Source organism: Caldichromatium japonicum, assembly GCF_011290485.1.
In the GTDB taxonomy this organism is placed as follows: domain Bacteria; phylum Pseudomonadota; class Gammaproteobacteria; order Chromatiales; family Chromatiaceae; genus Thermochromatium; species Thermochromatium japonicum.
This window is the reverse complement of the sequence record NZ_CP048029.1, coordinates 1,905,758-1,930,000: the sequence shown is the minus strand read 5'-3', so window position 1 is coordinate 1,930,000 and position 24,243 is coordinate 1,905,758. Positions and strand designations below refer to the sequence as shown.

Below are 24,243 nucleotides of genomic sequence, written 5' to 3'. Positions count from 1 at the left end.
GTAGCGCCTCGTGTGATCACTCTGTGGGGTAGAGCACTGTTTCGGCTCGGGGGCCATCCCGGCTTACCAACCCGAGGCAAACTCCGAATACGCAGAAGTGCAACACGGGAGACAGACGGCGGGTGCTAACATCCGTCGTCGAGAGGGCAACAACCCAGACCGCCAGCTAAGGTCCCCAAATGAGGTCTCAGTGGGAAACGATGTCGGAAGGCCCAGACAGCCAGGAGGTTGGCTTAGAAGCAGCCACCCTTTAAAGAAAGCGTAATAGCTCACTGGTCGAGTCGGTCGGCGCGGAAGATGTAACGGGGCTATGAAGATCTCTACCGAAGCTGCGGCTGCTGTAGAGCAGGGTAGGGGAGCGTTCCGTAAGCCGGTGAAGGTGGATCGTAAGGTCTGCTGGAGGTATCGGAAGTGCGAATGCTGACATGAGTAACGACTATCGGGGTGAAAGACCCCGACGCCGCAAACCCAAGGGTTCCTGCGCAACGGTCATCGGCGCAGGGTGAGTCGGACCCTAAGGCGAGGCCGAGAGGCGTAGTCGATGGGAAGCCGGTTAAGATTCCGGCACCGCTGTTCACTGCGATGGGGGGACGAAGACGGCTAACGCAGCCAGGTGTTGGTTGTCCTGGTTTAAGCGCTTAGGTAGATCCCTTAGGCAAATCCGGGGGATTAATACTGAGACGTGATGCCGAGCCAAATGGCGAAGTGCGTGATGCCCTGCTTCCGAGAAAAGCCTCTAAGCTTCAGGTGGGCAGTGCCCGTACCCGAAACCGACACAGGTGGGTGGGGAGAGTATCCCAAGGCGCATGAGAGAACTCGGGTGAAGGAACTAGGCAAAATGGCACCGTAACTTCGGGAGAAGGTGCGCCCCTAGTAGGTAAAGCCCCCTGCGGGTGGAGCTGAGGGGGGCCGCAGTGACCAGGCCGCTGCGACTGTTTATTAAAAACACAGCACTCTGCCAACGCGTAAGCGGACGTATAGGGTGTGACGCCTGCCCGGTGCCGGAAGGTTAAGTGATGGGGTCAGCCGCAAGGCGAAGCTCTTGAGCGAAGCCCCGGTAAACGGCGGCCGTAACTATAACGGTCCTAAGGTAGCGAAATTCCTTGTCGGGTAAGTTCCGACCTGCACGAATGGCGTAACGATGGCGGCACTGTCTCCACCCGAGACTCAGTGAAATTGAACTCGCTGTGAAGATGCAGTGTACCCGCGGCTAGACGGAAAGACCCCGTGAACCTTGACTATAGCTTTGCACTGAACGTTGAAGCAGCTTGTGTAGGATAGGTGGGAGGCGATGAAGCGGCGACGCCAGTTGCCGTGGAGCCGACCTTGAAATACCACCCTGGCTGGTTCGCCGTTCTAACCTCGCCCCGTGATCCGGGGCAGGGACCGTGCATGGTGGGTAGTTTGACTGGGGCGGTCTCCTCCCAAAAGGTAACGGAGGAGCACGAAGGTACCCTCAGGTGGGTCGGACATCCACCGTTAGAGTGCAAAGGCACAAGGGTGCTTAACTGCGAGACAGACAAGTCGAGCAGGTGCGAAAGCAGGTCTTAGTGATCCGGTGGTTCCTAATGGACGGGCCATCGCGCAACGGATAAAAGGTACTCCGGGGATAACAGGCTGATACCGCCCAAGAGTTCATATCGACGGCGGTGTTTGGCACCTCGATGTCGGCTCATCACATCCTGGGGCTGTAGTCGGTCCCAAGGGTATGGCTGTTCGCCATTTAAAGTGGTACGCGAGCTGGGTTTAGAACGTCGTGAGACAGTTCGGTCCCTATCTGCCGTGGGCGTTGGAGACTTGCGGGACGCTGCGCCTAGTACGAGAGGACCGGCGTGGACGCACCCCTGGTGTTCCGGTTGTCACGCCAGTGGCATCGCCGGGTAGCTATGTGCGGACGGGATAACCGCTGACAGCATCTAAGCGGGAAGCCCCCCCCAAGATTAGGTCTCCCGGGCTCATTAAGCCCCTCAAGGTCCGTCGTAGACCACGACGTCAATAGGCGGGATGTAGAAGTGCGGCAACGCATGCAGCTAACCCGTCCTAATCAACCGTGCGGCTTGACCATATAACACCCAAGCACAGCTACCCACACACCCCACATACCACCCCACCAGTTACCCCCTGGCGGCTATAGAGACGTGGCCCCACCTGATCCCATACCGAACTCAGACGTGAAACACGCCCTCGCCTATCCTAGTCTGGCCCCAAAGCCAGGCCAACCTCGGTCACCGCCAGGGACCTTATTCTCACTAACCAACCCTTTAAGCGGTTGGTTTTTATTTTTTCGATGCGTCGTACTGCTTTCTTTGTTTCCGAAAGCACAGGCATCACTGCCGAAACCCTTGGGCAAAGCCTGCTATCACAGTTTGATACTGTTGAGTTTGAGCGGGTTTATATGCCCTATATCAATACTGAACTCCGCGCTCAGGCTTTGACCCAACGGATGCAGGAGGCAGCCGAGCGCGATGGTGTGCGTCCCATCGTTTTTGCGACCATGCTCGATGAGCAGATCCGGTCGATCATCAAATCCGGCAACTGTTTTTATATCGAGCTGTTTGAAGTCTTTATCGACCCCCTTGCCCAAGAACTTGGTGTTCCGCCCAGCCGCAAATCAGGGCGCAGTCATGCGATTACCAAACCGAGTTATTACACCAAGCGTATCGAGGCGATCAATTTTGCGATGGCCAATGACGATGGGGTGCGGCCAGATAATTTTCATCGGGCCGATGTCGTACTCATCGGTGTGTCGCGTTCGGGCAAGACGCCGACCTGTCTATATCTCGCCATGCATTATGGTCTGCGCGCCGCCAATTATCCGTTAACTGAAGAAGACTTCGAACGCGGTGATGTACCTCAACTTCTATACGATTGTCGGCACAAACTGTTTGCTCTGACTATTGATCCGCAGCGTCTGCAATTGATCCGTGAGGAGCGACGTCGAGGCAGTTCTTATGCCTCGCTGAAGCGTTGTCAGGAGGATATTGCCCGTGCGCACCAGATCTATAAACGTCTCCAGGCGCCTGTGATCAATACGACATCGCTATCGATCGAAGAGATCTCTTCGCAGATTGTGAAGACACTTAAGGATGCCCAGGAGTCAGGCGGCCCCTTGACTCGTGAACCCCTACCGATCGAGCCGTCGTATTAGGCGGTACGACCATGGCCAGTCTATATCTTGAGGCAGGCGCAAAATCCACTAATTTGAGCTCTGCCTTGGCATCCGCTGAGCAGATTCAACGATATGCTGCCCAGCGAAGATTTGATTGGGAGGATGTCGGGGCTGTCTTGGCAAAGATTGAGGAAGAGATCAGCGAATGTCGCGCTGTCTTATCCGAGGATGCAAGCCAACAGGCGCGCCTGCATGAATTGGGTGACCTTTTATTCTCATGCGTCAATCTCGCGCAGCATCTGGACGTTGATCCCGAACTGGCTTTAGAGGCGGCGAATCGGCGTTTTGCTGAGGTGGAGCGCAAATTGCGTGCCCAGGGTCTTCAACCAGGACCTGAAACCCGCGCCCTCATGGAGGTATACTGGGATCAAGTAAAGGCAGGGGAGTCTCTGTGAGCTTTATCGACAAGATTCGCGCCTGTAATGCCTGGAGACCAGCCGACTTCATTCCCTTTGTTCTTGAAGGTCAGCAGTTAGGCTGGGTACGCCGTTCTGCTGCCGAGCATCTCAGGCGCTGGCCAAATGCCTTTGCGATCATCGGCGATCGGATCGTCTGGTCCGATTCTTCCCTCGACTTTTCGGCTCGCAGCCAGGTGCTCGATGAGGTCTGCGCCTGGCTTGCCGAGGCAGGCATTACCGGCCCCTTGACCGGCGAGCGCTATCCCTTCACCGCTACTACTCGCGAGCAGGCTTGTTGTACCATCGATCGCGCCTGTGCCCCGTTCTTTGGGGCTCGCGCCTTCGGCCAGCACCTCAATGGCTATGTGCGTACAGCGCAGGGGATCGAGCTTTGGGTCGGGCGGCGTTCTGCCGACCGGCGTCATTATCCGCTCCATCTCGATAACCTGGTCGCAGGTGGGCTGCCCTATGGTCTCGGTCTCAAGGAGAATCTGCGCAAGGAATGTGCCGAAGAGGCGGGTATTCCCCGTGAGCTGGCCGACCGCGCGATCCCTGTGGGCGCGATTACCTATTGCCGCGATTCAGAGACAGGGTTCAAGCCAGATGTGATGTATTGTTATGACCTAGAGCTCCCCCAGGGGTTTGTCCCAAGCTGTCAAGACGGCGAGGTAGAATCCTTCCAGCGCCTGACGCTCGCCGAGGTCGCGGAACTGGTACGGGATACAGATGCCTTCAAGCTCAATTGCAACCTGACGATCATCGACTTCTTGATCCGGCATGGTTTTATCGCGCCCGATGAACCCGATTATCTCGAACTCGTCAGGGGCTTAAGGTCGCCTTTGCCGTAAAATGCGGTGGGTCCGAGATATCGCCCCTACCGAGCGAGACGAGATCTATGACCTATACCCAGTCCCTTTCGAGACGCCAGACCATACCTGTACAGGTCGGTCATGTCACCATTGGCAATGGCGCGCCGATCGTGGTGCAGTCCATGACCAACACCGATACCGCCGATGTCCAGGCGACTGTTAGCCAGATCATCGAGCTTGCACGCGCCGGTTCAGAGCTTGTGCGCCTGACCGTCAATCATGAGGCCGCGGCCCGCGCTGTCCCGGCAATCCGCGAGGCGCTCGATGCCCAGGGCTGCGACATCCCTCTGGTCGGCGACTTTCATTTCAACGGTCACCGTCTGCTCTCCGACTATCCAGAGTGCGCCCAAGCATTGGCCAAATATCGCATCAATCCCGGCAATGTCGGCAAGGGTGAAAAGAAGGACAGCCAGTTTGCGACCATGATCGAACTCGCCTGTCGGTATGACCGGCCTGTGCGCATCGGGGTCAACTGGGGCAGCCTGGATCAGGATCTGGTTGCGCGGATGATGGACGCCAATGCCCGCTCATCCCGGCCCAAGCCCGGCGAGGAGATCATGATCGAGGCGATGGTCGAGTCGGCCATCACGAGCGCCGAGCGTGCGGTTGCCCTGGGCCTGCCCAAGGACCGGATTGTTTTATCATGCAAGATGAGCGGGGTACAGGATCTGATTCGGGTCTATCGGTTGCTTGCTGAGCGCAGCGAGCATGCCCTGCATCTCGGGCTTACCGAGGCGGGGATGGGGTCCAAGGGCATCGTCGCCTCGACTGCAGCGCTTGCGATATTGCTGCAAGAGGGTATCGGTGACACCATCCGCGTCTCCTTGACCCCAGAGCCCGGCGAGCCGCGCACCCGCGAGGTGATCGTCGCCCAAGAGATCCTGCAATGCATGGGCCTGAAATCATTCGCCCCTATGGTGACGGCCTGCCCGGGCTGTGGCCGCACGACCAGCGATACCTTCCAACGTCTCGCCCAGGAGATCCAGGGCTATCTGCGCGAGCGGATGCCTGAGTGGCGCAGCCGCTATCCGGGGGTCGAGAACCTGCGGGTGGCGGTGATGGGCTGCGTGGTGAACGGCCCAGGTGAGAGCAAGCACGCCGACATCGGTATCAGCCTACCGGGGAGCGGCGAGCGCCCCGCCGCACCGGTCTATATCGAGGGAGAAAAGGTCGCAACCCTCAAAGGCGACGACATCGGTGAGCAGTTCAAACGGATGGTCGATGATTATGTAACCGGGCGCTATGGACAAAGGATCTAACCACCCTCCTGCAACCCTTATGCCGGCAAATAGGGGCAGTAAGACCCCCTCTGCGGGGGAGTATGCGTTTGCTAGGGAGATCCCCTGTAATATCCCTCTGGCGGGTTCGGCCACTACGAGGGGGCAATGAGGATCTGGAAGGAGGTTAGCGATCCAATTGATTGTTTGTTTAAGATGTCCTGATGCCATCTGGTCATTCAAGTCCAACGCGAGCGCACTTGATGAACTGATCGGCCGATGCAAGCAGGAATCCTTGCGGCAGCGCGAGCCTTAGTCGATCAGGATGGGTTGAACAGAGCTGCCGGCTGATCCAGCCGACATCCCCTAACCGCTCCGGTCCGTTACCGTGGGGTGCTCGGCAAGCAGCGCCGCCTTAGCCCGCTCAAAGCGTTGCTCAAGTCCCTGGTCTTGCGGCGCAGGCCCAAGCAGATACCAGTCGACGAGCAGATCCAGACCGCGCGGCTGCAACCCTGACTCACGCTCACCCAGACGCTCGGCAAGACGCGCGACCTGCAATCTCAACCGTTGGTCAGCCAATTCGGGCGGTGTTTCGACTCCCGCTGCAATCTCAAGCTGGAGACAGAGTTCGGCGCGCCTTGGCGCATTTCCCGCTGCCGCCCGACAGAGCTCGCTGCGTGCCGTCTCATCTGCAAGCGCCGCTAGGGCCCGCTCAAAACGTGCAGCCAGGGCGTTTGCCAAACGTGCCTCCTGAAGTGTTGGCAATTCTGCCCATTCCTGACGCAAATTCTGCGTATCGAGTGCGGTCTCTTCTCCCTTTAGCGCCGCCTGTTCGATCCGCTCGCAGAGGGCAGCTCGCTTGGCAAACTGTTCTAGCTCTGTTTGACGTTGGCGCTGTTCCAAGGTTTGGCGTTGCCGCTCGAGCGCTTGGCGGCAGGCGTTCCAGCGCCGATGGATCGCAGCTGATGCTGGGCGCGCTAGGGTCAGAGATTCGGTGGCCTCGTACCAGCGGGTATTGAGCTCGCGCTGGGCCGCGGCCAATCTTTTGCAATCCTGTTCTGTCGCCGCGATCTGTTCGGCCTCGGCGCAGATCGAGTCCAGGAGCGCGAGCTGCCTGGCCTGTTCCTGTGCCTGGACCTGCTGCTGTGCCGTGCGCCGGGCAAAGACGGCATCACAAGCAGACCGAAACGCATGCCATAAACGGTTTTCATCCCGCTGCCGGCCTGGGACCGTGGTCTGCCATTGGCGTTGCAGGGCCTTGGTTTGGGCGATGGCCTCTTCGAGATCCGGATGTTCGATGAGCGCCTGGACGCGGGCGATGAGTTCACGCTTCTCCACCTGGTTGCGTTCGCGCTCGGCATCGAGATGACGATCGAGAAGGCGCAGCGATTGATAGAAACGGCGCTCCAGCGCCCGACGTATGCGCCCTTCGGTAGGGCCGATGGCTGCCCATGCCTGACGGAGTTCGCGTTCGGCTTGCAGCGTCTTTTTCCAATCGACCCGCTCCCAATCGACCTTGGCCAAAAAGTCTTCGATCCGCTCACAGATCTGCTCGCGGGCAAGGCGATTGGCCTCGCGTTCCTCGGCCTGGGCCTCCATAAAGGGGCGGCAGCGGGCATAGACGCGCTCCGAGGCCGCATGAAAGCGCTCCCACAGCGCTTGGTTGACTGGGGCACCTGTGCGGTCGATCCGCTTCCAATCCATCTGTAATCGATGCAACCGCTCGGTGAGTACCTCTAGCGGGATCTCCTGGTCGATGAGCGCCTCCATCTCGGTGCACAGGTTTTCGCGGTGTTGATCCCCCCCCCAGCGCCGCCAGTTTTGCAGCTCCCGCAAACGGGGGGCCAAGAGGCGCAGACGCTGTTCAAATTCGGCGATGGATGCAGCGTCAATACCGCTTATGCGTATCAGCTCCAGGGCCGCAGTGAGGCTCTGGAAAAGCGGGTCGGCCTTTTTGAGCTCACCGTCTTGCAGGTGATCCTCCAGCTCGGCGAGCCGATCCGAGAACTGACGCAGCCGCTGCTCGGCATGCCTGCGCTGGGTACGTAAACGCCCCTCTAGACGCTCCGCGTAACGCTGAAAGGTATGTGCCTGCTCAGTGTCTGGCCATTGCCCGATACGGGCGCGCCCGCGCTCAAGCAGACGCTGGACCTGTTTGTGATCGAGCGGCTTGGAGGCATATAAAAGCCGTTCGGCCTGGGCCGTCAGCCGGATGAGCGTCTCGATACCAGGGATGGGTTGGTCCCCCTGCTTGGCTGGCAGTTGAGGGCCCTCGGTTGCTGTTTGTGACTGGGTAGCAGATTCTGGATCACCATGCCCCTCGTTGGCAGCGGGATGTGTCGCGGTGGTGGACTGGTCCGAATTAGCTGCAGGCGTTGTCTCGGTCTTGTCGGCAATAGGCGCAAGCACTGCCGCTGTGCTCTGAGCATTGAGATGGGCGGCATAGGCCTCGAGAAAACGCGCCCGTTCATGGTCAAAGCGCTCTCGCCATTCGGGCTCGGCCTCATCTTGGATCATGGCCCATTGCCGGTCGAGATAGTCGAGCAGGGCACGGTCCTGGTTCCATTGACCGAGTCGGCCAAGGCGTTCGGCCTGGGCACACAGCTCCTCACAGCGTTGGCGCACGAGGCGCGGGCGCTCGGCACGCTCGGCGATCAGGCGCAGCTTCTCGCGCGCCAGGCGATAGACGCGCTTGTCCCTTTTGCCGATGCCACGCACCACTTTCTCCAGCACAGACTGGTCCTCGATGCGTTCAAGCGCTGCCCAACGGTTGGCTGGGGAGGCATCTTGGATGGCGCAGGTGGCCAGGGTCTCTGGATCTGTGATGCATTCGATCGCCGCGCGCCGCACCCTGGGGTCATGAGCCGAATGGGCCAGGCGGGCAAGCTGAGACCCCTCCTGGATCTGGCCCAATAACTCGTGCCAATTCCCCGGCAGGTCAGAATGAGGTTGGCAGAGGCAGTCGAGCAGACGCGCCACGGCTGCAGTGCGCACCTCGGGCGGGCTGTCCTTACCCCCCAGCCTGACAAGTATTTCCAGCTCGTTGAGCTGGGCGATGGCCGCAAGTCGGCGCGCCGGGTCGTGGTCATGCAGCGCCTGTTCGATCAGATGCCCTGGAGATGGCGCTGGTTTTGTGGGCGAGGAAGGGGCAGCAACCTGTGAGCCTGTCACCTCGGCGGGCGATTTGCGCCCTTTGAGCAATCGCTGGAATAACATCTGGTCTCTCCAAGAGATACCTAAGCCGACCGGTCCATCCGGGTACCCGCCCCCGACACCTGGCTGGGGATCGTTTAATCACGGACAAAGGGGTTAAAACGCCGCTCCTCGCCGAGCGTCGAGACTGGGCCATGACCGGGGATGAAACGTACATCGTCACCCAATGGAAAGAGACGATTGCGGATCGAATCGATGAGCCGACGGTGGTCGCCGCCTGCAAGATCAGTCCGACCGATCGAACCGCGAAATATGACATCGCCAACCATGGCCAGCCTGGAAGGGAGGTGATAGAAAACCAGGTGACCCGGTGTGTGGCCAGGGCAATGAATGACCTCAATCTGTTCCGCCCCCACCGCGATCCGCTCCCCAGATTGCAGCCAGCGATCGGGGGTTAAGGCCACCTGCGGCGGAAAGCCAAACAAGCGCGCCTGCTCGGGCAGCGCCTGTAAAAGAAAGCCATCCTCGGCATGTGGTCCCTGGATGGGGATCGCGTAACGCTGAGCCAACTCAGCGCTTGCCCCGACATGATCGAGATGACCGTGGGTTAACAAGATCCGCTCGGGTTCAAGTCCCAAATGTTCGATGAGCGCCGCGATCCGCTCGGCTTCACCGCCTGGATCGATGATGGCGGCGCGGCGTGTCTGCACGCACCACAAGAGCGTGCAGTTTTGCTCGAAAGTGGTGACGGGCAGGATCTCGACTTCCAAGGTCATTCGTCTGCTGAAGTAAAATCAAGCGAGATGGAGAGCTGGGTTCAAGCGCGGAGCATGGCGTAGAGCCGATCCTTCAGATGGAGCCGTTGTTTTTTCATCTCCTCGATGGTCTCATCAGCGACAGGCGTCCCGAGCTCCTCGATGGTGCGCACCCGGGCATCAATGCTGTCATATTCATCCATAAGCTGAGCAAACTCCGGATTGCTCGTGCGCAGGGCGCTGATCCGGTCCTGAAGATCAGGAAACTCATGCAGCAGATCATGTGATTCGCCAAGCATGGATCTTGACTCCATCGGCATTAACGTGGAACAGATCTAACCTGCTCCGCATGCGGGCGGCTGCGATCGCATGGCTAGACATCGAAAGTATATCCAAGTGTCGCAGGGCTGAAATACTTTGCTGCCTTCCCTGCCATAGTGGGTAGGCGTCACTTGGTCTTGGCATCGAGCTGTTTGATGACCTCAGCGGTGATATCGACGGTGTCATCGACATAGAGCAAACCCGCAGTGCTGCGCTCAAGTACCATCCCTAGCTTTTTGTTTTTAGCGACGGTTTTGAGTACATCGCGTGCCGGTTCCAGGATCTCGCGTCCCTTTTCTTGTTGGGCCTTCATCAGCTCTTGCTGGATGGGCATGATCTTTTTTTGATAGGCCTCGATGCGGTCCTTGATCTCCTGTTCGCGCTTGGCGATCTGTTCCTTGCTCATCAATGGCCTGTCTTTGTTCAGTGCCTGCTGCATCTGGGCGATCTCGCGTTCCTCGGCGGCGAAATCCTTGGTGCGTGGCTCAAACTCATCGCGCAATTGTTTTTGCAGCCGCTGTCCCAGCTTGCTTTCCTCCAAGACCTTCTGCATATCGACGATCCCGATGGCATCGGCAGCCAGCACCTGGATGCTGCATCCCAAGATGACGAGGGTGAGTGCAAGGGACGGAAAGACACGAGACATGGATATACTCCAACTTGGATAGAGGATCGGAAGCGGGCCTATCGACAAAGGCTCTAGGGCTGGATTGTAACCGCCGTCTCACCGCCGATGAAACCTTGGGGGCGAGTGCCTGCTGTCTGATCGATCGAATTAAGATGCCTGTATGATCTTCCCGGGGACATGTCATGGCTAATTCATTACAAGAACAGCTCCTTAAGGCGGGTCTGGTCAGCGAACAGCGTTTGAAAGAGACGCGCGCGGTCAAACGCAAAGAACGCAAACAGGGCAAACCGGGGTCCGCGGACGATGGGCGCGATGCGCGCGCAGCGGCACAACGGGTCTATGCCGAAAAGGTGGCACGCGACCGCGAGCTCAATCGCCAGCGGCAAGAGGCCGCGGCCCGCCGTGCCGCAGAGCACGAGATCCGTCAGCTCATCCATACGCACCGCATCGTGCGGGCCAATGCCGATATCGCCTATCACTTCCGTGATGGCGATCTGCTTAAACGCCTCTATGTCAACAAGGAACAGCAGGCCAAATTGGTTGCCGGCCAATTGGCGATCGTGCGTCAGGATACCTTCTATGAGCTGGTACCGGTAGAGATCGCCGAGCGCCTTCTGGCGCGCGACCCGGGTTTGATTTTGGTTTTCAATCGCGACCAAGGCTCAGCGGCGCCCGACCCCGATGATCCCTATGCCGCCTATCTGGTCCCGGACGATCTGATGTGGTGAGACCTGCGTGGAACTCATCGACACCCATTGTCATCTCGATGTCTCCGAGTTTGACCCTGATCGCGCCGAGGTCCTTGCGCGCACCCGGGCGGCGAGCGTCGGCGCCCTGGTGATCCCGGGAATTGCGGCAGCAAGCTGGGAGGCATTGCTTGCCTGTTGTGCCGCAGCCCCTACCGAGGGGCCGCGTCTCTACCCGGCGCTTGGGCTGCATCCGTTCTATCTGGACGGACATCGGGCGGCGGATCTCGGATATCTGGAGTCATTGCTTGCGGCACATCGCCTGGTCGCGATCGGAGAGATCGGTCTGGACCGCTACGTCGATGGGCTGGATCTCGACCGGCAGATCTGGTTCTTCAAGCGCCAATTGGCGATCGCGCGCGCTGCGGGGCTTCCGGTCATCCTTCATGTACGCAAGGCGCATGAAGAGGTCCTTACCAGTCTGCGCTATGAGCCCGTGCCGGCAGGGGGGATCGTGCATGCCTTCAACGGCAGCCTCGAACAAGGCAGGCGGTATCTCGATCTCGGGTTTAGGCTCGGCTTCGGCGGGATGCTGACCTTTGCGCGCTCGAGTCGGCTCAGGCGTCTGGCGCTGGAATTGCCGCTTGCGGCGATCGTGCTCGAGACCGACGCCCCGGACCTCACCGTCGCCTCGCATCGTGGCGAGCGCAACAGCCCGGAATATCTGCCTGAGGTCCTGGCGGCGCTCGCCGAACTGCGCGAGCTCGCGCCGGATACCGCCGCTGCCCAGACCACGGCCAATGCATGTGCGGTCTTGAGGCTCAATTGAGGGGTTCGCCGACCTTTGCCAAGGCAAGGCATCCCAGTGGGGGGATCGTTCGAAACAGTCTCTAGATGGCCTGAGTCGATTCCTCGGTGGGGGGCAGCGGCCTGACGCTCGGCGGTAGGTGATAGCGGATCAGCTCGGCGAGGGCGACAAGCGTCTGACGGCGGGGAAAGCTCTTGCGCAAGACCAAGGAGACCCGCCGATAGGCAGTGGGTAGATGGGTCAGAGGACGGGTGACGAGCCCCTCATCATTTCTCCCCTCGCGTACCGCCAGCGCCGGGAGCAGGGTGCAGCCAAAACCAGCGCGCACCAATTGCAGTAAGGTCTCCAGGCTTGAGGCGCGTAGATCCGCCATCTCGCCGCGCTGGGGACGCTCGTTGAGGTGACAGAGCTCCATCACCTGCTGGGCCAGGCAATGGCCGTCGGCCAAGAGCAAAAGGTCGATCTCCTCCAGATCGCGGGCTCTGATCTCGGGGCGTTGGGCCAGGCGGTGATTGACTGGATGGGCCAACCAAAAAGGCTCATCGAACAGAGGCCAGCATTCAAGGTCATGGTCATCGACCGACGTGGCCAGCAAGGCAGCATCGATCTCGTGGCGCGTCAGGCGTCCGAGCAATAGCTCTGTGATCTCCTCAGATAGCACCAGCTTGAGCTTGGGATAGGTCTGCTTGAGCGGCACTAGGATCAGCGGCATCAGATAGGGGCTTAGGGTCGGAATCGCCCCGATCCTAAGAGGGCCGGTAAAGGGGTCCTGATGGGCGCGCGCGACCTGCTCGATGGCCTCGGCCTGTTCGAGGGCAAGTCGTGCATGGGCGAGGATCGCAGCGCCGACGGGGGTGATCTCCACCGAGCGATTGGTGCGCTCGAAAATCACTACCCCAAGCTCGTCCTCGAGCTTTTTGATCTGACCGCTCAAGGTCGGCTGACTGACGAAACAGCGCTCAGCGGCGCGCCCGAAATGGCGCGTCTCGGCCACCGCCAGGATATATTTCAGGTCTCGTAGGTTCACGTGCCCATGATAGCCGAAATCGAGCCGGCTGCGCGCGGTGTGGCAGTAGGCGACGATGCGGTCTACTGCTCAGCCACCCAGCCCAGGATCTGGCCCTGGGTGCGTGAAAATTCGATCCCGGCCCTGATCACCTATACCCCAGGCGCCCGATGCTTGGCGGCATCGTCTCTGCCTTTGAGTTGCACCAGGGCCTTACCCTCGATCACCTTGAATTCTAAAGATCCAGGCGATCTTTCCTGTCTGGCCGTCAGGTTGCATTGCCTCTGATGGGTGAGTTCTCAGCGAGGATGCCGACTCTCAAGGCGGCCAGGTGGCTGTAAAAGACACTGGCGATGGGATTGTTGCGATACCAATCATGGGGAACGGCGGTGCAGAGACGGACGAAATGCGCGCCCAGAGCCGCAGGGTTAGGCGCAACCAGAGCGTGATACAGGGGCACAGCGATTCGCCCTGCCCCGGATGCCAGGCCCAACACCGGGCCTCTCAGATGTTCTAGCGGGGGTATAAAGGCGGTGGGTCTTGATCCATTTGACCAATGCGCCATCAACCTCTAACCCGCTGCCTTTGGTTCAAGCTCTTGCCGGTCCATATATGGATGCCGGTTTGCACCGGAGCGACCCGAGCGGCTAGGCATGACGCAATGGGCGTAGAGTGTCCGCTGGACGCTAGGCCCTGTCTCCCTAGGTGCCGCAAGCTGAAAGAGACTTTTGAGCTATCGTGTGTTCCTCCTGAGATCCCCTTTTTCTCTGCAGAGACCCATCATGCCCTATTGGCGCCTGTCCGGTTATTACTTCTTCTATTTCGCCTCGCTGGGTGCACTCCTGCCTTATTGGGGCCCTTATTTGCACTCGCTCGGACTTGAGGCACAGGCAATCGGCGTGCTCATGGCGATCCTCACCGGGAGCAAGATCCTGTCCCCATTGCTCTGGGGTCAGATTGCCGATCAGACAGGGCAGCGGCTGTTGGTCGTGCGTCTTGGCGCCCTATTATCCGTCGCTGGTTTCGCCACGCTCTATTGGCTGGATGGCTTTTGGGGTATGGCCTGGGGGCTGTTGATCTTTGGCTTCTTTTGGAATGCCACCCTGCCGCAGATGGAGGCCATCACCTTCAACCATCTCGGTAAGCGCCCAGCCCATTATGCCTTGGTACGGCTCTGGGGATCGGTCGGGTTCATCCTGGCGGTGACCGGTTTGGGTCTGGCCTTGGAGCAGGGGCCACTCTCGCAGGTACCGCTGTGGGGCCTGGTGCTGATGGTTGGGATCTGTGTCAGTACCTTGATGGTACCGGACAGCCCGCCTGCACCTGGACAAGAGACGGGAGCGTCATTGTCCAAAGCCCTGCGCCGACCAGGGGTGATGGCCTTTTTGAGCGCCTGCTTCCTCATGCAGCTGAGCCACGGCATCTATTACGCCTTTTATTCGCTGTATCTGGAAACAGAGGGCTATGCGAGCGTGGCCATTGGTTGGCTCTGGGCGTTGGGGGTGATTGCCGAGGTCTTGATCTTTCTGGTTATGCCCAGTCTGTTGGCGCGATGGGGGGCACGTATGGTCCTATTGTGGAGCCTAGCCATCGCTGCGATCCGCTGGTTGGCTATCGGTCTCGGCAGTCGCTCTCTCTGGGTGCTATTTCTGGCTCAATGGCTCCACGCCGCGACCTTCGGCACCTTTCATGTGTCAGCCATCCATCTGGTCAACCGTCTCTTTCCCGACCGGACGCAAGGGCGCGGTCAGGCGCTGTATAACAGTCTGAGCTTTGGCGCCGGTGGCGCAGCAGGGAGCCTGGCAGGTGGCTGGCTGTGGTCTGCCTTGGGTCCGGCCAGCGCCTTTGGATTTGCCGCGTGCATCGCCGGTATAGGCTGGTTCGTCGCCTGGCGGTGGATGGATGGCGTCCTAGATCGGGAGTGAACGGCCCCGCACCCTTGTCGCCCTTGGCCTGCCGGAGAAGGGGAGTTTGCCGATGGGCATGCTATGATGTATTCCCATGTCATCCGGCGCCGCCCCTGGTCGCCGCGCCCTTGCGTCGGTCAGCAGGGTGGTCATGAGCGCCTGCCCTTCTAGATCCCAAGTATCTAGATCCCAAGTATGGCCTATCCTGTCTTGCCCGGACGTCGCTATCCGCCGGGTGCCACGGTCGAGGACCGGGGCGTCAATTTTTCGATCTATAGCCGCTATGCAACTGGGGCTGCACTGTTGCTCTACGCCGATGTCCAGAGTCCCGCGCCCTTTCAGGTCATCCGCCTCGATCCGCGCATTAACCGGACCTTTTCCTTCTGGCATGTTCTGGTCGAGGACCTGCCGCCTGGCACCCATTACACCTGGTGCCTGGAGGGGCCCGATGACCCCCATGGGCACGGCTGGCGTTTCGATCCGCGCGCCGAGCTCCTCGATCCCTGGGCGCGCGCGGTCAACCTTGGTCTTTGGGATCGCCGGCGGCGGCTGCGCGAGGGGATCAGACCCCATGATGCGCCGCGTGCCCTTGTGCTCGCCGATGAATATGATTGGGAAGGGGATCGCCCGCTGGATATCCCCAGCGAGGAGATGATCATCTATGAACTCCATGTCGGCGGTTTCACCCGGCACCCAAGCTCCGGGGTCAGACACCCTGGAACCTTTCTCGGCCTGATCGACAAGATCCCCTATCTCCAGCGCCTTGGGATCACCCATGTCGAGTTGATGCCGGTGATGGTCTTCGACGAACAGGATGTACCCGATGGGCTCTGGGATGCAGGTCTGCATAATTTTTGGGGCTATAGCCCCCTGGGTTTCTTTTCGCCTCACCCCGGTTATTGCGTCACCCCTGAACAGGGAACCCATCGACGTGAGTTTCGGGATCTTGTCAAGGCCCTACATCGCGCCGGCATCGGGGTCATCCTGGATGTGGTCTTTAATCACACCTGCGAGGGTGGGGCCGGCGGGCCGATACTCAGTTTCAAGGGGTTTGGCAACGAGATCTTCTATTGCCTTGATGCGCGCGACAAGGCGATTTATCTGGATTTCACTGGCTGCGGCAATACGTTCAACGCCAATCATCCCGTGGTGACCCATCTCCTCTTGGATGCGCTCGCCTATTGGGTGCGCGAGATGCACGTCGATGGGTTCCGCTTCGATCTTGCCAGTGCCCTGACCCGCGACAGCCACGGCTATCCCTTGGTCAATCCACCGCTGATCTGGGCGATCGAGCTCTCAGAGATACTTGCCGAGACCAAGGTCATCGCTGAGGCCTGGGATGCCGCAGGGCTGTATCAGGTCGGCAGTTTCCCGGGCCAGCGCTGGATGGAATGGAACGGGCGCTATCGCGACAGTATCCGGCGTTTTGTGCGCGGCGAACGCGGCCTAGTCCCAGAGGTGGCAACCCGGCTGGCGGGTAGCAGCGACCTCTACGAGGCCAATCTTCGTCAGCCAATCAACAGCATCAATTTTGTCACCTGTCACGATGGCTTTACCCTCTGGGACCTAGTCTCTTATAACCGCAAGCACAACCTGGCCAACCACGAGGGCAATCGCGATGGCATGGACGACAACCTCAGTTGGAACTGTGGGGTCGAGGGCGAGACCCAAGACCCCGAGATCCTCGCCTTGCGGCGCCGTCAGGCCAAGAACCTGCTGACCCTGTTGTTCCTGAGCCAGGGTGTCCCGCTGCTCCTAGCGGGCGACGAGGTCCTACGTACCCAAGGGGGCAATAACAATGCCTGGTGTCAGGACAATGACATCGGCTGGTTTGATTGGTCACTGGTCGAACGCAATGCCGCTATGCTGCGTTTCACCCGCGAGCTGATCGCCTTGCGCAAGCGCCACCGCAGCCTGCGTCGGCGTCATTTTCTGTCTGGACGCCCGCAGACCGAGGGTCATCTCCCCGATATCGTCTGGCATGGCCTGCAATTGCATAGCCCGCCCTGGTCCGATCCCAGTGCCCAGTTTTTGGCCTTTACCCTCGCACCGGTCGAAGCAGACGAGCCCTTTTTACATGTCATGCTCAATATGAGCGAGCACGCGCTCTGTTTCGCGATCCCCGAGATCGCTCCGGCGCGTTGGTATCTTGCCCTCGATACCGGGCGGGCCCCACCCACGGATATCTATCCCCCCGAGGATCAATCTCCGGTCGTGGATGATTGCCAATTGGTACGCGCCCGCAGCATCCTGGTGCTCGAGGGCTGGCACCGCCAACCCACTGTGTCCCTATCCGCGATCGACCCCAGTTAGCCGACACCATGACGACGGAACGGATCTTCCATGCCATCGGCCTGCATATGCACCAGCCACCAGGCAATCTGCACCTATTGCACGAGGCCAACCCTTGGGAGGCCGAACAGATCCTGCGCTGTTATGAGCGGGCGGTGCGTTATGCCGAGCAGTACCGCGATGTGGCGCGGTTGCATGTGAGCTTTTCGGGTGTCTTGCTCGAACAACTCCTTGATCCTGGGATCGTGGATCATTATCGCGGCTGCGTTGACATCCCGGCCATGCTCGAACGCTACCGCACCGCAACCAACATCGAGATCTTGGGGACCGGCTATTACCATCCGATCATCCCCCTGATCCCGCATGCCGACTGGTCTGAACAGATTACGCTTGGGCGGACCATCATCGAGCAGGTCTTTGGACGGGCACCGCGCGGCTTCTGGCCACCCGAGCTTGCCTTCTCGATGGAGATGATCCCGCTGCTCACCCGTGCTGGCTACGAGTATGCGCTTGTCGATAGCGTGCACGTGCGCCCCGCCGATGGGCTCAACGATACCCTCAGGCCCTACCGCGCCTGTCATGAGGGCCTGTGCCTGACGATCATCCCCCGCGACCGCGACCTCTCCAATGCCCAGGGGCATGGATGCAATCCGCATTGGCTGCGCGATGAGCTCAGCTGGCGCGTCGCCGTCTCGCCGCGCCCCGACGAAGACCGGCTCTTTGTCACCTGGTCGGATGGAGAGAATGGCGCCTGGTTCAGACAAACCCATGAACCATCCGGGTTTTTTGGCCATTTTTGGGCGCCCTATCTGGAGCAATGCCGCAGCGGCGAGATACCCGTCCAGCCCATCCTGTTGAGCGATTATCTCGATTGCTGCCGACCCATCGCACCTGCCCACGTCCAAACCGGCACCTGGAGTGCACATGCCTCGGGGTACGACAACTTTTTACATTGGGTTGGCTCGGACCATCAGCGGCAGGTGCTCGCCGAGATCCATCACCTCAGCGAGCGCTACTGGTCATTGCGGCGTCTGTGTCCAGTCACCGATCACGAGACGGGACAGTCCCTGACCTATGCCCGCCGGCAGATCCTCGAGGCGCAGACGAGCTGTTTTTTGTATTGGGGCGAGGCCTGGCTCCCCTATCTCCAAGCGCGCACCCGGGCGGCAGGACAGGCGCTTGCCGAGGCCGCATCCAGACTGGACGGATGTTCCTCGGACAAGGCCAGCTAAACGCTTGGCGTCGATGTCAGACCCCGCTCCTTATAATATCTCATTGAGTCCCCGGCCCTTCCCCCTTGCCCCGCAGTCGCGCCCCCTGCGGCTGTATCCAGGGGCAAGCGGTGAACTACGGGTCCATTGGCGTCTGTCTGGCGATCTGCTGATGCACTATCGGCCCTATTTCCCCGCCGCCGATGGGCCGCTGACAGCCGTCTTGCGGCTATGGCATCTCCATGCCGATGGCCCTGCGGATCTCTGTGCCGAACGGGACCTGAGCCTGATGCGATTCGGCGGCGCAGGTGAGCTCGCCTTTGCCGTCGGTGATGCGCCCGGGCCCTTTCAGGCGGAACTGGGACTCATCAATCCCCAGGGCGGCTGGCTGGCGCTGGTCCGCTCCAACCGCCTTCTGCATGCCCAGTCGATCGGTCTGGAGGGGTTAGGCCCGCCGCCCCCAAGGCTTGAACCACTGGCTTCCCCTGTCATCCCCCCTGCGCCGGAGCCGATGTCGGGCCGGGATCCTATGGAAGCGGAAGCGGCGCAGCCTGTGCCCGCTCAGGATCGCCCGCGCGTTCAACCGGCGGCGCCCGGCCAGGGCAGGGTGCCTATCACCGGCTATGGGTCGGTTCGGCTTGCCACCCCTGGCCCAGTTATCGAGGCCGAGCTGTGTATCCGCGGCTGGGGGCCGCCCGAGACCGAGATCAATCTCTTCGGCCATCGCTACCGGCTTGGACCCGGTGGGCGTTTCCAGTTCAGTATCCGGCTCGATGACCCCGAGCTCATCGGTCAGATCCTGGCGCGTCATCCGCCACCCGGCGGCTGGCAGTAAGCGCTCGCCTGGATTGCGCGCAACAGGTAGAAGCGATGCATATCCTCATGGTCAGCAGCGAATGCGCGCCCTTGGCCAAGGCAGGGGGCTTGGGCGATGCGGTCGCTGGGTTAGCGCGCGCCCTGGGTTATCTGGGCCATCGCGTCGAGGTCATCTTGCCCGCCTATGACTGTCTGCATCTGACCGATCCCTTGCCCCAGCCGCAAGACCGCCCGTTCGCGGTCCATTGCGGTGGGCGGTCGATCGCTGTGCAGGTGCTCGATGTGCCGCTGGATGGCTATAGATGCCGTTTGCTTGCCCCAGAGCCAGCCTACCCCTTGTTTGCTCGCGGACGGATCTATGGCGAACCGGACGATGCCGAGCGTTTCGCCTTCTTCGCCTGCGCGGTGAGCGCTTATGTGCACGCCCTGGACGAGGGGGCACGCCCAGATATCCTGCATTGTCATGATTGGCAAAGCGGACTCGTGCCCGTGTTGTTAAAGGAAGACCGGCGGGCTGTCGGCGCTCACCTGGGGACCAACGCGAGCACCGCGGGCATCTTGCCCATCCCCGTCTGTTATACCCTGCACAATATCGGCTACCAGGGACGGTTTCCGGCGGATCTCTTGAACTGGGTCGGCCTGCGCTCGCTTCCCGAGCGCCTCGGCCATTGGTTTGTCGATCACTCCGAGTCCGAGCTGATCAATCTGATGCAGGGGGGAATCGCCGCCGCCGATGCGGTCAATACCGTCTCGCCGCGCTATGCCTGGGAGGTCATCCATACCGAGCAGGGGATGGGGCTACAGGATTGGCTGCAGCGTCATGCATTCAAGTTCGCGGGGATTGTCAACGGGATCGATACCAGGGTCTGGGACCCGGCAGGTGACCCCTGGATCCCGGTCCATTTCGACCTCGAGACCCGGGCGCGCAAGGAGGACAACCGCCAGGCACTATGCCGACGGCTCGGTCTGGCCGCTGACCCCAGGCGCCCGGTTGTGGCTGTGGTCAGCCGCCTGGACTGGCAAAAGGGCGTCGAGCTGATCCTGCATGGGATCCAATATGCCCTACAGAACGATGCCCAGGTCGTGCTCTTGGGCGCGGCGCTCGATCCCCAGATCGCGGCGCGCTTCGAGTCGCTGCGTGCGCAATATGCCGACTCTCCCCATGCCCGGCTGGTGCTGGGCTATGATGAGCAGCTCGCCCATCTGATCTATGCCGGCGCCGATCTGATCCTCATTCCCAGCCTCTATGAGCCCTGCGGTCTGACCCAGCTCATCGCCATGCGCTATGGCACGGTCCCGATCGCACGGCGGGTCGGCGGACTGGCCGATACCATCCAGGACGCGAACGATTCGATCGCCCCGCTGGAGGCGCGCACTGGCTATCTGTTCGACGAGCCGACCCCTGACGCCTTGGAGGATGCCCTGGGGCGGGCGCTGTGGCTATGGCGTGAGCATCCCCAGGCGTTCGACCAGTTAAAGTGCCATGGGATGCGGATGGATTGGTCCTGGGAGCGTCCAGCGCGGCAGTATCTTGAACTCTATCAATACGCGCGTCAGACTCAGGGCACCTCTTAAACCAAGCGCCAGTTCCAGGCAGCAGCGCGCCCATGATCCAAGTAGGCAATGATGGCCTCTGATGTCCCTGCGGGTGTGAGGTCCTCATCTCTCAGTCATCCCGATGCATCTTCTGCCCCTTGCCAACCGCCGCGTCTGATGGGCATCCTCAATGTCACGCCGGATAGCTTTTCAGACGGCGGGCGTTATCTGGACCCCGAGGCAGCCGTTGCCCATGGTCTAAGGCTTGTGGCGGAGGGCGCGGCCATCCTCGACATCGGCGGTGAATCGACCCGTCCCGGCTCCTTGCCGGTGCCGCCAGATGAGCAGAAGCGTCGTGTCATCGCGGTGATTCAGGCATTGCGCGAGCGTATTCCCCCCGAGGTCCAGATCAGCATCGATACCACCTCGGCAAGGGTGGCGCAGGCGGCATTGGCTGCAGGCGCCGACTGGATCAATGACACCTCGGGGGCGCTCGATGACCCGGCGATGTTGCCCCTGGCCGCCGAGCGCAAGGTGCCGATCATCCTCATGCATCGCCAAGGGACGCCGCAGACCATGCAGCTTGCCCCCCACTATGCAGACGTCGTCGAGGAGGTGCGCGGGCATCTCGGCCAGCGCATCGAGGCGGCGCTGGCAGTGGGTGTCGATCCTGCCAAGATCCTCATCGACCCAGGGATCGGCTTTGGCAAGACGACCGAACACAATCTGCTGTTGCTCGCCCAGCTCGACCGTCTGGTCGAGTTGGGCTTTCCCGTGGTGCTCGGGACCAGCCGCAAGCGTTTCCTCGGCGAGCTTTGCAACCAGGCCCATCCGGATGAACGCGTCATCGGCACCTGCGCGACCACGGCCCTCGCGGTGATGCAGGGGGTGGCCGTGATCCGCGTCCATGATGTCGCCGCCAACCGCCAGGCGCTCGCCGTCGCCTGGGCCATCGCCCAGGCGTGCGCTTGGGGGATGACAGGTCGATCCACTTGAGCGGTGTGGTGCAGCGCGTTCCGATGTCCTTCCCCGAGCGATCTGAGGGCCAGTTGCCTAAGGGCGATTTCTGGCGGTCTTCCCGCACTATCCGTCGTAGTCAAGGGTCATCGCCTTGGCACTCGGCGAGCCGCTGGTTTTTCTATCTCATCGGCTCGGCGCTAGGGCCGCCATTGCAACTCCTGGGTCTTGGATTGGTCGGCGTGAGTATCCTTGCCGCGACCCTGCTTGCCGATCTGCCCGATGTCCAAGACCTGCGCTCGCTCGAGCTCAAGCAGCCGCTGCGCGTCTATAGCCTCGATGGACTCTTGATCGGCGAGTTCGGGATCGAACGTCGCCAACCGGTCGCATTGCGCCAGGTCCCGCCGCGAGTCATCCAGGCATTTCTGGCCGCCGAGGACAGCCGTTTTTTTGAACATCGGGGGATCGACACCCAGGGCCTTGTGCGTGCCCTGCGCGAGCTGGTGCTCACCGGCGAAAAGACCCAGGGCGGCTCGACCATCAGCATGCAACTGACCCGTAACCTCTGGCTGACCCCGGAAAAGACCTTTAGGCGCAAGCTGGCCGAGCTGATCCTCACGCTGCATGTGGAAGAGACCCTCAGCAAGGAAGAGATCCTGGAGCTCTATCTCAACCGGATCTTTTTCGGCCATCGGGTCTATGGCATCTCGGCCGCAGCCGCGCTCTATTACGGCAAGACCCTGGAGCAACTGACGCTGGACGAGACGGCCATGCTCGCTGCCATCCCCAAGGCCCCCTCGACGATCAACCCCATCGTCAATCCCGCCCGCGCCCTGGAACGGCGCGACTATGTGCTCAGGCGCATGCTCGAGCTGGGTTATATCGATCAGGGCCAGTATGCCCAGGCGATCGTCGCCCCGAACACGGCCAGCGCCCATTGGCCGCAGCTCGAGCTCGAGGCAGGTCATATCGCCGAGATGGTCCGCGCCGAGATCGCCCGTTTTTACGGCGAACAGGCGCTGGGGCGGGGCTACCGCGTCTGGACGACCATCGATTCACGCCTGCAACAGGCGGCGCAAGGTGCCCTGCGCTCGGCCCTCCATCGCTATGACGAACGCCACGGCTACCGTGGTCCGGAGGACAGATTCAATATCGCTGGCGTTGCAGCTGGCCAACTCGATGCGTATCTGGATGAGGTGGTTGCCATCCCTGGACTGACCCCGGGCTTGATTACCCGGGTCTCGGCCAATAGCGTCGAGGTCTATCTGGGGCGGGGGCAACGGGTCAACCTGGCCCAGCGCTCGATCGACTGGGCTCGCAATCAACGCCATACCGAACGCTGGCAGGGGCCTAAACGCCGCAGCGCCGATGCCCTGGCGGTTGGAGATCTGGTGCGGTTCAAACAGGGGCCCAAGGGCGAATGGGTCCTGGCGCCGCTGCCGGCGGTTGAGGGGGCCCTGATTGCGCTTGATCCGCGCGATGGGGCGATCCGCGCCCTGGCGGGGGGCTATGCCTTCGGTGATTCAAAGTTCAATCGTGCGGTCGAGATGCGCCGCCAACCGGGTTCAAGCTTTAAGCCGTTCGTCTATGCCGCTGCCCTCGACCGCGGTTATACCCCGGCGAGCCTCGTGCGCGATGAGGCACTCTCCTACAAGGGATACAAGGGCTGGAGCCCGCAGAATGCCGACGGCAAGGAGCTCGGTCCCATCAGCCTGCGCCGCGCCCTGGCGCTCTCGCGCAACCTGGCCAGCATCAACCTTTTGCAAGCCGTGGGCCTAGAGACGGCGCGCGCCTATGTCCGGCGCTTTGGGTTCGATGAACGTGCCCTGCCGCCGGGCCTGTCCCTGGTGCTCGGTACGGGCGAGCTCTCGCCCGTCAAGCTGGCTGAGGGCTATGCGGTCTTTGCCAACGGTGGCTTTCATGTCATCCCCTATTTCATCGAGCGGATCGAAGACAGTGCCGGGCAGGTGATCTTTCAAGCCCGCCCGGCGCGTGCCTGCAACGATTGCTGGTATCGGACCAGCGAGGCCGCCAGCACCCGCCCGCTGCAACCCTTCCGTCCTGCCGAGCAGGTAATCGACCCGCGCATCGCCTATCAGATGACCTCGCTCCTGCGCGAGGTCGTCGAGCGCGGGACGGGCACGGGCGCCAAGCGTCTCAATCGTCCGGACATCGTCGGCAAGACGGGGACCACCAACGATATCCGCGACTCCTGGTTTGCCGGCTATCAAGCCGAGCTGGTGGCGGTGGCCTGGATGGGCTTCGATGACTTCGGCAAGCTCGGGCGCGGTGAAGAAGGGGGGAAGGCAGCGCTCGGGATGTGGGTCGATTTCATGGAACAGGCGCTCAAAGACAGACCGATCGCGACCTTGGAGCCACCGCCCGGGCTCATCCAGGTCCAGGTCGGCGGTGGGCACCGTGAGCCGCGGCGGGTCGAATGGATTCAGGAGGAGTTCAGCGATCTACCCCTCAACCCCTGACCCCGGGTGTAGGATACGCATCGGAACTGATTCA

The 24,243-nt window shown here is 61.0% G+C and carries 18 protein-coding genes and 2 rRNA genes (1 of these 20 running past the window's edge); 15 read left to right on the top strand and 5 right to left on the bottom strand.

What is annotated here, in order from left to right; all coding sequences use genetic code 11:
* From GWK36_RS09445 to ispG, 6 genes are all read left to right on the top strand, one after another.
* A 23S ribosomal RNA gene (locus GWK36_RS09445) occupies positions 1–2,065 on the top strand (it extends 822 nt beyond the left edge of the window).
* Positions 2,066–2,120: 55 nt separating this feature from the next.
* Positions 2,121–2,237 (top strand): 5S ribosomal RNA (gene rrf, locus GWK36_RS09440).
* A 50-nt stretch (positions 2,238–2,287) separates the two neighbouring features.
* Positions 2,288–3,148: a posphoenolpyruvate synthetase regulatory kinase/phosphorylase PpsR gene (ppsR, locus tag GWK36_RS09435; RefSeq protein ID WP_166272595.1), complete on the top strand. Its 861-nt coding sequence runs from the start codon at positions 2,288–2,290 to the stop codon at positions 3,146–3,148.
* A gap of 137 nt (positions 3,149–3,285) precedes the next feature.
* Positions 3,286–3,564: a nucleoside triphosphate pyrophosphohydrolase family protein gene (locus GWK36_RS09430; protein WP_246237512.1), complete on the top strand. Its 279-nt coding sequence runs from the start codon at positions 3,286–3,288 to the stop codon at positions 3,562–3,564.
* Complete coding sequence (locus GWK36_RS09425; RefSeq protein ID WP_166270927.1) at positions 3,561–4,415, top strand: DUF4743 domain-containing protein; 855 nt, start codon at positions 3,561–3,563, stop codon at positions 4,413–4,415. The genes GWK36_RS09430 and GWK36_RS09425 overlap by 4 nt, the downstream gene beginning before the upstream one ends.
* A 47-nt stretch (positions 4,416–4,462) precedes the next feature.
* Positions 4,463–5,695, top strand: a complete 1,233-nt coding sequence (ispG, locus tag GWK36_RS09420; RefSeq protein WP_166270926.1) for a flavodoxin-dependent (E)-4-hydroxy-3-methylbut-2-enyl-diphosphate synthase — start codon at positions 4,463–4,465, stop codon at positions 5,693–5,695.
* Positions 5,696–6,019: 324 nt separating this feature from the next.
* Here the strand turns inward: ispG and GWK36_RS09415 are convergent, their stop codons facing one another.
* The 4 genes from GWK36_RS09415 to GWK36_RS09400 all read right to left on the bottom strand — a co-directional run bounded on the left by GWK36_RS09415 (position 6,020) and on the right by GWK36_RS09400 (position 10,528).
* Complete coding sequence (locus tag GWK36_RS09415) at positions 6,020–8,869, bottom strand: DUF349 domain-containing protein (protein WP_166270925.1); 2,850 nt, start codon at positions 8,867–8,869, stop codon at positions 6,020–6,022.
* A 74-nt stretch (positions 8,870–8,943) separates the two neighbouring features.
* Positions 8,944–9,576, bottom strand: a complete 633-nt coding sequence (locus tag GWK36_RS09410) for an MBL fold metallo-hydrolase (RefSeq protein ID WP_166272593.1) — start codon at positions 9,574–9,576, stop codon at positions 8,944–8,946.
* Positions 9,577–9,623: 47 nt separating this feature from the next.
* Positions 9,624–9,860, bottom strand: coding sequence for an HP1242/YdcH family protein (locus GWK36_RS09405; RefSeq protein WP_166270924.1), 237 nt, complete (start codon positions 9,858–9,860; stop codon positions 9,624–9,626).
* A gap of 149 nt (positions 9,861–10,009) precedes the next feature.
* The gene (locus GWK36_RS09400; protein WP_166270923.1) at positions 10,010–10,528 is read right to left on the bottom strand and encodes an OmpH/Skp family outer membrane protein; all 519 of its coding nucleotides are present in this window, start codon (positions 10,526–10,528) and stop codon (positions 10,010–10,012) included.
* Positions 10,529–10,692: 164 nt separating this feature from the next.
* Here GWK36_RS09400 and GWK36_RS09395 point away from each other — a divergent pair, with 164 nt between their 5' ends.
* Together GWK36_RS09395 and GWK36_RS09390 are read left to right on the top strand one after the other, a co-directional pair.
* The gene (locus GWK36_RS09395) at positions 10,693–11,238 is read left to right on the top strand and encodes a DUF2058 domain-containing protein (protein ID WP_166270922.1); all 546 of its coding nucleotides are present in this window, start codon (positions 10,693–10,695) and stop codon (positions 11,236–11,238) included.
* A 7-nt stretch (positions 11,239–11,245) separates the two neighbouring features.
* Complete coding sequence (locus GWK36_RS09390) at positions 11,246–12,025, top strand: TatD family hydrolase (protein ID WP_166270921.1); 780 nt, start codon at positions 11,246–11,248, stop codon at positions 12,023–12,025.
* A 61-nt stretch (positions 12,026–12,086) separates the two neighbouring features.
* On the opposite strand, the gene GWK36_RS09385 is transcribed toward GWK36_RS09390, so the two are convergent.
* Positions 12,087–13,031, bottom strand: coding sequence for a LysR substrate-binding domain-containing protein (locus tag GWK36_RS09385; RefSeq protein ID WP_166270920.1), 945 nt, complete (start codon positions 13,029–13,031; stop codon positions 12,087–12,089).
* 761 nt (positions 13,032–13,792) lie between these two features.
* Between GWK36_RS09385 and GWK36_RS09380 the strand changes: the two genes are divergently transcribed.
* From GWK36_RS09380 to GWK36_RS09350, 7 genes are all read left to right on the top strand, one after another.
* Positions 13,793–14,935 carry an MFS transporter gene (locus tag GWK36_RS09380; protein ID WP_166270919.1) on the top strand — a complete coding sequence of 381 codons (1,143 nt, stop codon included), beginning with the start codon at positions 13,793–13,795 and terminating at the stop codon, positions 14,933–14,935.
* 177 nt (positions 14,936–15,112) lie between these two features.
* On the top strand, positions 15,113–17,230 hold the full coding sequence (glgX, locus tag GWK36_RS09375; RefSeq protein WP_166270918.1) for a glycogen debranching protein GlgX: 2,118 nt from the start codon (positions 15,113–15,115) through the stop codon (positions 17,228–17,230).
* 8 nt (positions 17,231–17,238) lie between these two features.
* Positions 17,239–18,441, top strand: a complete 1,203-nt coding sequence (locus GWK36_RS09370; protein ID WP_166270917.1) for a polysaccharide deacetylase family protein — start codon at positions 17,239–17,241, stop codon at positions 18,439–18,441.
* 13 nt (positions 18,442–18,454) lie between these two features.
* Entirely contained in the window at positions 18,455–19,255 is an 801-nt protein-coding gene (locus GWK36_RS09365; protein ID WP_166270916.1) for a hypothetical protein, read from the top strand.
* Between the two features lie 35 nt (positions 19,256–19,290).
* A complete protein-coding gene (locus tag GWK36_RS09360) occupies positions 19,291–20,811 on the top strand; it encodes a glycogen synthase (protein WP_166270915.1) in 1,521 nt (506 codons plus the stop codon).
* Between the two features lie 138 nt (positions 20,812–20,949).
* On the top strand, positions 20,950–21,768 hold the full coding sequence (gene folP, locus GWK36_RS09355; RefSeq protein WP_246237511.1) for a dihydropteroate synthase: 819 nt from the start codon (positions 20,950–20,952) through the stop codon (positions 21,766–21,768).
* Between the two features lie 23 nt (positions 21,769–21,791).
* Positions 21,792–24,209, top strand: a complete 2,418-nt coding sequence (locus GWK36_RS09350) for a penicillin-binding protein 1A (protein WP_166270914.1) — start codon at positions 21,792–21,794, stop codon at positions 24,207–24,209.
* Positions 24,210–24,243 lie beyond the last annotated feature (34 nt).

Coding starts and splice junctions, on each gene's coding strand:
- ppsR (WP_166272595.1), top strand. CDS start 2,288: ATGCGTCGTACTGCTTTCTTTGTTTCCGAAAGCACAGGCATCACTGCC.
- ispG (WP_166270926.1), top strand. CDS start 4,463: ATGACCTATACCCAGTCCCTTTCGAGACGCCAGACCATACCTGTACAG.
- GWK36_RS09415 (WP_166270925.1), bottom strand. CDS start 8,869: ATGTTATTCCAGCGATTGCTCAAAGGGCGCAAATCGCCCGCCGAGGTG.
- GWK36_RS09405 (WP_166270924.1), bottom strand. CDS start 9,860: ATGCTTGGCGAATCACATGATCTGCTGCATGAGTTTCCTGATCTTCAG.
- GWK36_RS09400 (WP_166270923.1), bottom strand. CDS start 10,528: ATGTCTCGTGTCTTTCCGTCCCTTGCACTCACCCTCGTCATCTTGGGA.
- GWK36_RS09395 (WP_166270922.1), top strand. CDS start 10,693: ATGGCTAATTCATTACAAGAACAGCTCCTTAAGGCGGGTCTGGTCAGC.
- GWK36_RS09380 (WP_166270919.1), top strand. CDS start 13,793: ATGCCCTATTGGCGCCTGTCCGGTTATTACTTCTTCTATTTCGCCTCG.
- glgX (WP_166270918.1), top strand. CDS start 15,113: ATGGCCTATCCTGTCTTGCCCGGACGTCGCTATCCGCCGGGTGCCACG.
- GWK36_RS09370 (WP_166270917.1), top strand. CDS start 17,239: ATGACGACGGAACGGATCTTCCATGCCATCGGCCTGCATATGCACCAG.
- GWK36_RS09365 (WP_166270916.1), top strand. CDS start 18,455: ATGTCAGACCCCGCTCCTTATAATATCTCATTGAGTCCCCGGCCCTTC.
- GWK36_RS09360 (WP_166270915.1), top strand. CDS start 19,291: ATGCATATCCTCATGGTCAGCAGCGAATGCGCGCCCTTGGCCAAGGCA.
- folP (WP_246237511.1), top strand. CDS start 20,950: ATGGGCATCCTCAATGTCACGCCGGATAGCTTTTCAGACGGCGGGCGT.
- GWK36_RS09350 (WP_166270914.1), top strand. CDS start 21,792: ATGTCCTTCCCCGAGCGATCTGAGGGCCAGTTGCCTAAGGGCGATTTC.